The following is a 9,805-nucleotide window of genomic DNA, read 5'->3' as shown; positions in this document are numbered from 1 at the left end:
GGCGAACTCCGATGGAAACCCTTGTGGATGGAAAGACAGTATGGCAGGATAAAAACTTGAACTGAATTTGATCTGACAGACACCTGCAAAAAACTGGTAACTGTCAGATCAAGTCGTAACTACTACAAATCAAATTTCCCAAAACTAAATATTCTTTAAAATTTAGTATCTCTAGTATCTACTCTTCAATCAGTAACAACCCTTTTTTATAAAGATCTTCTAGAAAATCCAACACATCTCTTTCGCAATCTCCTCTTTCGACATCATATTTCGTACGGACTGCATCAATCAGAGATGACACCTGAATAGTTTTTCCTATAAGATCATATATATGACTCCCAACAGAATTAAGACCATAATACAGGCCCTTTTCTATGCTCATCATTACCTTTTCTTCATCAATATTGCTGGCTAAAATATCCTTATTTTGCCTGACTCGAGTTTCTATAGTAATTCTTTTCATTTTATCACCGATCAAAGAACTCACTTTTAAAAGATGTCTATGAGATGGTGCCTTATCAAGATCCTTGCCAAATTGTGACGTGTCCGTCCCACTTTCGCAAATGTTTGTTATGCTCCTTTGGATCTGTGGATTACAGGGAATTTTGAGAGTGAGCCTACTTCAATACCTAACACCATTCAACCATCCCTTCTTTCAAATGTGTTAGCATTTCAGCATGATTTCGCTTTCCAAATGTTGTAACTTGCCATAGGCATCCTTACAAAACCTCCCTAACGCTTACATATTTGACCTTCCTGCGATATTTGTCGCCACACGTCAAAAGAGCATTAACAGTAGCACGGCGGGGATGGGCTATACCGATAGCCCATCCATTTCTCTCCGACATTCTAACCAAGCTGTCAAGCTGAACGCAAATCTTTGTCTCTTCCAGGTCATTATCAAGGAAAACACCTCTTCCAGCGCTTTTAATCTCCACCGCCCGAGCAGTCCGCAAACCTTCGCTCTTAGGAGTAGTGATACTGTCTACAAACAGCAAAGACCGACCTTTTATCATTTCCATGATATTGGCCATAGCCAATGTGTTCTCAGTAAAAGCTGATCCCATATGGTTATTAATACCAACCGCATGCGGGACTTCTTGTAAGCATTTTACGAGCTTGTCCTTTTGGGTTTCCACAGAATCTTCAAGAAATAAAGCACCTGGGCCTGGGTTGAATGCACTATCCTTTGGCTCAAGAGGCAAATGGAGAAATACCGTTTTCCCAGCCCGATGCGCAAGCCTTTCGAGCTTTCTGGTATATGGAGCAAAGGGGAGGAATGAGTAAGTCAACTCGATGGGGAATTTCAATAATTGGAGCCCTATCGCCTCATCATATCCAAGGTCATCGATAATGATCGCCACCTTCGGTAGTTCCAGCTTTGGGATAGAGGGCTGTCCTTCGTCAACTTCGACAACATTCCCAACGGCAACCTTTGTTTTGACGCCATCTCTGTTCAGCGATGATTCGGGTTCTTCGAAGGCCAGGGTACTGTTATTATCTGTCGGAATCTCCTGGGCCAAAACCGTACGAAAGAAAACCACATAGCCTACGGCGCACAATGAAAAAACAAGAAAACACAGCAAAGCTATGATGGATACAATCCGCGGGAGCATGGAAAACATAGTGCTGTCACGCTTCGCAGTCTTCTTGATCTGGCGTTTCTGGTTGAAACTATTCATGTGCCGAAAGCTATAGCCCTTTTATTTGTCTCTTGTCAGGACATACCGAGCAACACCTTCAAGGACATTTCGTTCAAAAAGGGTTTTGGGCGATTGGAATTCTTGCAAGCTGGCTATGGCATTTTCAACAGCGGCCTTCGCTTTTTCCCTCGCTGCTGTAAATCCACCTGATCTCGCTATAATATCAGAAACTTCCTGGACACACTCTGAGCGTTCCTCTTTGTTCGCGAGAATTGCCAACAGCCTTTCTCGGTCGCCCGCAGCAGCGCTGTTCATTGCTAAAATAAGCGGCAGGGTAATCTTGCCCTCCACCAGATCGTTGCCTACCGTCTTGCCGGTTCTTGCCGGGTCGCCAAGGTAGTCAAGCAAATCATCGATGATCTGAAAGGCGCAGCCAAGGTTGACACCGTAGTCACGCAAGGCCTTGACCTGTCCAGGGGTTCCACCTCCATAGATTGCCCCTATCTCGCAGGCGGCGGCTATAAGAAGCCCGGTCTTCATCATAATTGCATCATAGTACTCCAATTCGGAGAGATTATGCTTTGATGCATTGCGGAGCTGCATGAATTCACCATCGACCATGCCGGTCGTAGCGCCACAAAAAATCGCCAGGCCCTTATCCCCCGCGTATTTACCAACCGTCGACATAGCGAGCGCCAGAAGGAAATCTCCTGCGAGAATGGCCGGAACGGTTCCAAACTGTTTGCATACCGACTTCTTTCCCCTACGCGTTACCGAATTATCGATAATATCATCGTGAAACAGGGTGGCGGCGTGCAGATACTCGAAGGCACAGCCTAGGCGATATGCCTCTTCACCGCAACTACCGCAGAGTCTCGCGGCAAGTACTGCCAGAAGTGGCCTGATGCGTTTGCCGCCGGTAAATAAGCCATAATCGAGAACCTCAAACAACAGGCCATCGGTAGTCGATTGCAAATCGGCGAGATCCGCTCGCATATATTCATTAATCTTTGTTGCCTCCGACCTGACAGCAGCAAGAACCACATCCATCTGATCCATACCTTACTCTTCTTATATCTGCCGCAAGGGCATAAGTTTCGTTTGAGCCAATTAATCGATCAATTCAATTATATACTGACGCATTAACCAGTTTCAGTCGTTTGAAAAAATGCCTCTACATCACTCAGGTCTCTTGTCACCGGCGAAGGAGGCAGGCTTTTCAAAAACGTCCGTCCATAGCCTTTGGTAACTAGACGAACATCCATGATAGCGATAACCCCTCTATCGGCCGATGAGCGCATAAGCCTCCCTACCCCTTGGCGCAGAGCCAGTATCGCCCTCGGCACCTGAAAATCGAAAAAAGGGTTGCCGCCTCCTTCTTTAATCTGGGCAATCCGAGCTTGGATGACCGGATCGCTGGGAACCTCAAATGGCAGCTTATCGATAATAACACAACTCAGTGATTCGCCAACGACATCAACACCTTCCCAAAAACTTGCCGTGGCGAGCAATACCGAATGCGTCTCCTCCCGAAAGCTTCGCAATAACGAATTTCGCGATGCAGTCCCCTGAAGAAGAATGGGGTAATCAAGGCGCTCTTCAAGAAACGCTGCCAGAGCATCCATCCCTTTGTAGCTGGTACAAAGAATGAGCGCTCGCCCCCTACTGAGCTGTAGCAGTTCAAAAATTCGGGCACAAACACTTTTCAGAAATCCTTCACCCGTCGGTTCTGGAAAGCCAGTTTCCGGTATATACAGCAAAGTCCTATTTTCATAATCAAAAGGCGAACGGAACTGCAGAAACTCGGCAGAATCATTTAAGCCAAGCCGCTCTTTGATATAGCCGAACGAGCCACCGGACGAGAGTGTTGCCGAGGTCAAGACACAGGATGTAACCGCGGCATAAAGCTGCTCTCTCAGTTCATCAGCAACCTTGATTGGGGTGGCTGAAAGGGTTACAGAGCGCTCTCTTTTTTCATACCAATATACAAAGTCCTGACTCTTGATGCCGTCAAATAGGGCAATCTCCCGCAATATGCAATTCAGGTCGTTCGCCCTGCCCGCCAGATGCAACCAGCCCTCGCCATACCCTTCGATGGCCTTGAGACAGTCGATGAGCCCTGTCATCCCAGTGGACAACAGTTCGACCTCCTCATGCCAGCGCTCTTTGGATATTTCCTCAATCAAGGGTTCAAGAGGAAACCTTCCCAAATGGACCGGGAAAATTTGGGCAAAAGCATCTGCTCGCACTTTCAGGCCACTCTGCGCCGACAACAAACGATCGGCAATTGCCGGAAGAAGATCTGTTTTCGCTTGGATTTCGATATCATTAAGTAAGTCCACCAGCTGATACTGGCTAAAACTCTTACCAAAAAACATCGAGGCAATATTTTCCAGGTGGTGTGCCTCATCAAAAATCACCACTTCATAACGGGGTAAAACCTCTCCAAAACCGGCCTTTCGCAGAGCCAGGTCAGAGAATAAAAGGTGATGATTGACAACTATCAACTGGCAAGAGCCCGCCTGTTTCCGCAGCAAGTTAATAAAACAACCTGTCGACTCCGGACAATCTCCACCAAGACACTGACTGCTGTGGCAGGATACTTTTGGCCAAAATCCCGATTTTTCGCCAAGCCAATCCAATTCGGCCCTGTCCCCGGTGCCGGTATCCTGCAGCCAGGTATCGATCTTTTCCACCCAAGGCTCAGCATACAGCGAGAGCTGGGGATTGCTCCGGTATTGATACCACCGGTACAAACAAAGGTAGTTTTGTCGGCCCTTAAGGCAAAGGGCGACTACATCCTGCCCCAGGATACGAGCAACAAGCGGAATATCTTTTTCAATAATTTGATCTTGCAGGTTGAGGGTAGCAGTCGACACCACGACTCTCTTTCCTGACAAGACAGCTGGAATGAGATACGCCAGGGTCTTGCCTATTCCGGTCTCCGCTTCGACTATGAGTATCTTCGAGGAAGGATCGGAGTTGTCCGCCCCAGCCATCGGTGGACATAAAACCGAGGCAACTGCTTTGGCCATGGCTTTTTGCCCTTCCCGGGGCTCGAAGTTCATAAGGCCCGCGGCCAACGTCCCTCCTTCCTTAAAAATGTCCTCAATATCGATCATCGTCAGCCTTGGTCAATTTTTATTTCCGGTGCGCACTATACAATAGAATCCCCAACAGGGTAATACGATTCTGAATCTATCCAAGTAAATGGGCAAAGCTGACGGGCAAATCCGGATTATTATACCGCAAGGGTATCGGTTTCGTTTGAGCAAACAAATTGCTCAACTCAGCTTTATTTTTGCAGAAGAGGAGGTTTTTTGCTACAACAAGCCTAGATACTTTCTCATAATCCAAAGGATACTCAGCGATTTTCTGGAACGCCCATGGTCGAAATCCTCCAACCGCAAGACCCGCGATCACCGCTTGCAAATCCCGATTTGCTTGCACCTGAGGAATGTGTTGCTGTCGTCGATGACTCGCCGGAGATAGTTCTTCTGCTCTCCCACTATCTCGGCAGCAAGGGTTTCCCCGTAGTCCGTGCCAGTAACGCCAGTGAGTTTTACCAGCTTCTCGCGACGAAAAAGATCGCCCTGGCCCTCCTCGACATTGAGCTACCCGACCAAAACGGCAATGAGATCCTCAAAGATATCGCCCCAAAATATCCAGACCTTGGAATAATTATGGTCACTGGGACGACCGACATACAGATTGCTTTGGAGTGCCTGCGCCATGGGGCCGACGACTATCTCATTAAGCCTGTCAATATTAAGCAGTTTCTCCACACCGTTCAAAGCACACTGCAAAAAAGGCGCTTAGCAATAAACAGCCTTATCTTTCAACAAGAACTGCAGAAAACCAACACCCGGATGCGCTTTCTCCATCATCTCAACCTGAAAATGAACACGGCCTACCTGAACACCGTGGAGCTGCGCGGCATCCTGCAAGCGATCCTGGTGGGTATAACCTCTGAAGACGGCCTGCAGTTCAACCGCGCCTTCCTCACACTGTTTAATACTAGAAACGGTTTTCTTGAAGGGCAATTGGCGATCGGTCCTCCTTCACGCGAAGAGGCCGGCCGGGTTTGGAGTTCCATCAAAGAAAAGGGCCTGCAATTAGATGATATCCTCGAAGATATTCAAGACAAGACAATCAACGAGGACATCGCTGTCAATCAGATTATCAAAACATTACGGGTTTCACCGGACGCTCATGACCATGTTCTAATTTATGCCAGCCGCACCAACGAGACAATTCATGTCCAAAATGGCCAAGCCGACAACTGCCTGGTACCGGAGGAACTGATTAAAACTCTCGGAGAGAATTCCTTTGTAGTAGTTCCTTTGTACGCCCCGGGCAAGGCCCTGGGGGCAATGATCGTTGACAATTTTGTCACCGGTGCGCCAATAACCGACGAAGATATCAGCGGCCTGAAAATTTTTGCGAGTCAAGCCAGTCTTGCTATCGAGCACAGCCGGCTCTATGAGGCAATGACCGAGAAGATTGAGGCCTTGGAGATTGTCACACAAGAACTTGAAAAGAGCAAAGATCTATTAATTGAAGCAGAGCGGACAGCGGCTGTCGGTCATATGTCAGCACAACTCCTCCATGCCATCAGAAACCCCTTGACCTCAATCGGCGGCACGTCCCGATTATTGGCAAAAAAGGTGACTGATCAATATCTTATTAATTTTCTGAATATTATCACTCAGGAATCGAACAAGATTGAAGCCATTCTGGAGGATCTTTTCAGCTTTGTCGAAGGGAAGGAACTTGTCCTTGAACAGAAACCAATTTTCTCTATAATCCGCAAGAGTCTCATGATCTACTACATGGTCATGAAACAAAACAAAATCGAATATACCCTCGCTCTGGAGGGTACCGGACCATCAATTCCTGTTGATGAAAACAAGATTCGCCAGGTCTTTCTGCACCTTGTCAAGAACTGCATTGAGGCGATGCCAAGTGGTGGCACACTTCAAATTTCAGCCAAAGAAAACGATACGTTGGTAACCATCTTGGTTGCCGATTCCGGCCCCGGCATACCACCCGAGACACTCCCCCACGTCAAGGATCCCTTCTTCACAACCAAGACCTACGGCAACGGCTTAGGTCTTGCCCTCGTCGAACAAATTGTCCACAAACATGGAGGGTTCTTCACTATCCAAGATGGCCCGGAGGGCGGCACAGTCGCTACAGTTGCCCTGCCAAAGACCCGATCAACCGCGACGAGCGGATAACACACCGCCAATTAACGCACAACAGGCAGACATCAGGAAGGTAGTTTTTAAAGCCAGGATAAAGGCGTTCCGGTCAACAATCGTATAAGCGGCCAATTGCCCGCCACCACTATAGAAGGTAAACCACCAGGAGAAAAGGGCGGCAGCAAGAGTTGCACCGCTTACCATACCAAAATTCCGAGCAGTCGCCAGAATACCCGCAGTAACCCCGGCGTACTCTTCGCTGACTTGCGACAGCACAGAGGCACTGTTCGGCGAAAGGAAGACCGACTGCCCTGCCCCAAGAAGTACGAGCTTGGTCGTTACCTCCGTGATTGAACTATCGGCCGAGAGCGAGGCCAATCCCAACAAAGCCAGGCAGCAGAGCGAAAGCCCCGCAGTTGTCAGAAACCTTGCCCCTATCTTATCGTACATCCAGCCGGAAAATGGTGATAAAAGCATGAGGGCGGCCGGCACTGCCATCATCACCACACCGATTCGGCTAACTGGCAACTCAATCACATATTCAAGATAGAAAGGAACTAATACCAAAACTGTAAACAAGGTGGCGAAAGAAATTGCCGCAGTCAGCACCGCTATCCAATAGTACCTTTTTCGTAATAGACGAATCGGCAATATAGGGGCGCTGGCCTTTTTCTCAACCCGAATGAATACAACCACAAGCAGGCAAAATGCCAAAATGACCAGGAGATTTGCAAAGGTAATAAATCGATCCAGGCGGTGGAAAGTTGTTAATCCGAGGGCAACCATACCGGCCCAGCACAGGCTCCCTTTCCAGTCAAAATCGATAGCTTCACGGTTGGTTGCCCTTGGCAACATGGTAAAAATGTAAAACCGTCCAATAAGCAGCCCAGCGCAACTGACCGGAAGGGTAACAAGGAATATTGCCCTCCAGGAATACGTACTGAGCAACAATCCACTAACAAACGGCCCCGACAAAAGGCCACAGGCGGTGGCAATCCCGACGAGACCAAGGCTTCTGCCTAGATGATCGGCAGGAAAAACCATCTTTATGAGAGCCGGCCCGGAAGACATCATCATCGATGCACCAAGGGCCTGTAAAAATCTGCTCGCAAGTAATAGTTCATAACTTGAGGAAAAGTAACACGCCAGGGCACCGAGACTAAAGAACAGCATCCCTGCCAAATAGATATTGCCACGTCCCACTCGGTCAGCAAATCGCCCCCAAAAAACCAAGGTTACCGTTATCGTCAAGAGGTAAAGGGTCACTATGAATTCAGCGTATTCCAGACTGAGATTCAAGGAGCGCATCATCGTCGGCAGGGCAACATTGATCATACCGCTGTCCATGGTTGAGAGAAAAACTCCCGTCATTACCATGACCAGCACCAACCAACGCTTGGAATTGCTGTGCATCGAATCCATCGCAATACGAATACATATGAAAAAAAAAGCCCGGTGGAGTTTCCTCCACCGGGCTTTTTAAATTAACTACGAACTAACTCGGACAGAATCCCAAATTAGAACTTCAGAGACAAACGTACACCACCTTCCATGACGTCCTCGTCACCAGTTGCATCATCGGAGACCAAGTACGCAAAGATAGCCTCTGCGGTCAGGTTGTCATAGAGATTGTAACCAATTTTGCCATCGAATTCCAAACCAAGCGCTGCATCGCCAGCTGCATTATCCTCAGCAAGAGAAGCATACCAAACATCAACGTCAACTTTCAGTTTATCGATCGGTTTAACGGTCACACCAACATTACCAGCCCAGATATTGGTGATATCATCAGCAGGGGCTCCATTGGAAACATAGTTATCAAATACACCGAAGCCCATGATCTCTGCCCAGTAGTAGGAGCTACCAACGTTACCAGACTTTAACCCGGCGCTATTACCAGGAGCAGAAATGAATTGAGCGTTATCGCCATCGGTAGCATCATCATCGCCACTGGCATAGAAGAATTGTCCATGGACAATACCGGCGTCAACACCAACGGCACCGAGGTACCCTTTGTTGTCCAGACCGTTTATATCGCCACCGTTGTAAATAGCGGTTCCCCAAACACCCACTGAACCGAACTTCAGATCGACATCCGCACCGAGGTACCAGTTGTCGCTGTCCAGAATTGCAGCATTGTCAGTGATCGAATGATAAACAAAGTACGGAGTTACGGACATACCATCATTAATCTTAACCGCTGCCAGGGCTGCCCATACATTCTGATTAAAATCAGAAGCAACAGCCTGATCGAAACCATAAGTTTCGTCATTGCTGACATTGATCCAAACGAGAGGTACAGTAACATTCCCGAATTTGCCAGTTACCATCACGCCTGCTTCGTCATCAGCCCAAATGAAGCCACGAGCAACAACGAAGTTCTGGATACCAACCTTGGCATTGAACATAGGTCCAATATTGAAGTCAGCATAGGAGTTCTTAATTCTGAAGTTGCCTTTACCATCCGCGCCGAGATCGCCACCAGCACCAAGTCCAGAGGAGGTTACATTGTAGCTTGTACCATCAATGGTCACGGTTTGGGTCTTGCTGGTATCACCCCAGCCAGTGTTAAACTCAAACTTGTTAACGAATTTGAAATCATCGCTGAATTTGGCGGTATAGTACAAATGCGTACGGGTATCGACAAATTCCTTGCTTGAGGTATCGGTACCGCTGAAGTTATCCATATAGGTGAAACGAGTACGCCAGTAACCACCAAACTGATTCTCGAGCGCTGCAGAAGCGGAGGTGGCAGCGATTCCACCAGCAAGCATGAGACCTACAGCTGAAGCAATTATTTTCTTCATTTTCTATCTCTCCTGATTAGGTTTTACACCCTTCCTGCGAAGGGCCACTTTCCCTTTACCCGGCTGAACAAGCTGACCACCAGCTCTACCTTCCACACTTTCAGAAAGAAAACCGGAAAAGACACGAAGCTATGGACTAACGTTATACGCA

The 9,805-nt window shown here is 47.9% G+C and carries 7 protein-coding genes; 1 reads left to right on the top strand and 6 read right to left on the bottom strand.

Translation table 11 applies throughout. The features are described from left to right. Nucleotides 1-178: 178 nt before the first annotated feature. From OEL83_18325 to OEL83_18310, 4 genes are all read right to left on the bottom strand, one after another. Nucleotides 179-463, bottom strand: coding sequence for a lasso peptide biosynthesis PqqD family chaperone (locus tag OEL83_18325; protein ID MDK9709005.1), 285 nt, complete (start codon nt 461-463; stop codon nt 179-181). Nucleotides 464-719: 256 nt separating this feature from the next. Next, nucleotides 720-1,682, bottom strand: a complete 963-nt coding sequence (locus tag OEL83_18320) for a divergent polysaccharide deacetylase family protein (GenBank protein ID MDK9709004.1) — start codon at nt 1,680-1,682, stop codon at nt 720-722. Between the two features lie 21 nt (nt 1,683-1,703). Further along, nucleotides 1,704-2,702 carry a polyprenyl synthetase family protein gene (locus tag OEL83_18315; protein MDK9709003.1) on the bottom strand — a complete coding sequence of 333 codons (999 nt, stop codon included), beginning with the start codon at nt 2,700-2,702 and terminating at the stop codon, nt 1,704-1,706. A gap of 83 nt (nt 2,703-2,785) precedes the next feature. Next, a complete protein-coding gene (locus tag OEL83_18310) occupies nt 2,786-4,765 on the bottom strand; it encodes an ATP-dependent DNA helicase (protein ID MDK9709002.1) in 1,980 nt (659 codons plus the stop codon). A gap of 264 nt (nt 4,766-5,029) precedes the next feature. Between OEL83_18310 and OEL83_18305 the strand changes: the two genes are divergently transcribed. Beyond that, complete coding sequence (locus OEL83_18305) at nt 5,030-6,883, top strand: response regulator (protein MDK9709001.1); 1,854 nt, start codon at nt 5,030-5,032, stop codon at nt 6,881-6,883. Here OEL83_18305 and OEL83_18300 read toward each other — a convergent pair. Next, nucleotides 6,863-8,260 (bottom strand): MFS transporter, encoded by a 1,398-nt coding sequence (locus tag OEL83_18300; protein ID MDK9709000.1) that lies wholly within the window; start codon nt 8,258-8,260, stop codon nt 6,863-6,865. The genes OEL83_18305 and OEL83_18300 overlap by 21 nt on opposite strands. Before the next feature lie 104 nt (nt 8,261-8,364). After that, nucleotides 8,365-9,654, bottom strand: coding sequence for a hypothetical protein (locus tag OEL83_18295; GenBank protein MDK9708999.1), 1,290 nt, complete (start codon nt 9,652-9,654; stop codon nt 8,365-8,367). Nucleotides 9,655-9,805 lie beyond the last annotated feature (151 nt).

The organism is Desulforhopalus sp., assembly GCA_030247675.1.
GTDB lineage: Bacteria > Desulfobacterota > Desulfobulbia > Desulfobulbales > Desulfocapsaceae > Desulforhopalus_A.
Note: the sequence above shows the minus strand (reverse complement) of the source record. Positions and strands in the feature narration are given on the sequence as shown.

Bases quoted from the DNA above. Each gene is read 5' to 3' on its own strand.
- OEL83_18325 (MDK9709005.1), bottom strand. From the start codon at position 463: ATGAAAAGAATTACTATAGAAACTCGAGTCAGGCAAAATAAGGATATT.
- OEL83_18320 (MDK9709004.1), bottom strand. From the start codon at position 1,682: ATGAATAGTTTCAACCAGAAACGCCAGATCAAGAAGACTGCGAAGCGT.
- OEL83_18315 (MDK9709003.1), bottom strand. From the start codon at position 2,702: ATGGATCAGATGGATGTGGTTCTTGCTGCTGTCAGGTCGGAGGCAACA.
- OEL83_18310 (MDK9709002.1), bottom strand. From the start codon at position 4,765: ATGATCGATATTGAGGACATTTTTAAGGAAGGAGGGACGTTGGCCGCG.
- OEL83_18305 (MDK9709001.1), top strand. From the start codon at position 5,030: ATGGTCGAAATCCTCCAACCGCAAGACCCGCGATCACCGCTTGCAAAT.
- OEL83_18300 (MDK9709000.1), bottom strand. From the start codon at position 8,260: ATGCACAGCAATTCCAAGCGTTGGTTGGTGCTGGTCATGGTAATGACG.
- OEL83_18295 (MDK9708999.1), bottom strand. From the start codon at position 9,654: ATGAAGAAAATAATTGCTTCAGCTGTAGGTCTCATGCTTGCTGGTGGA.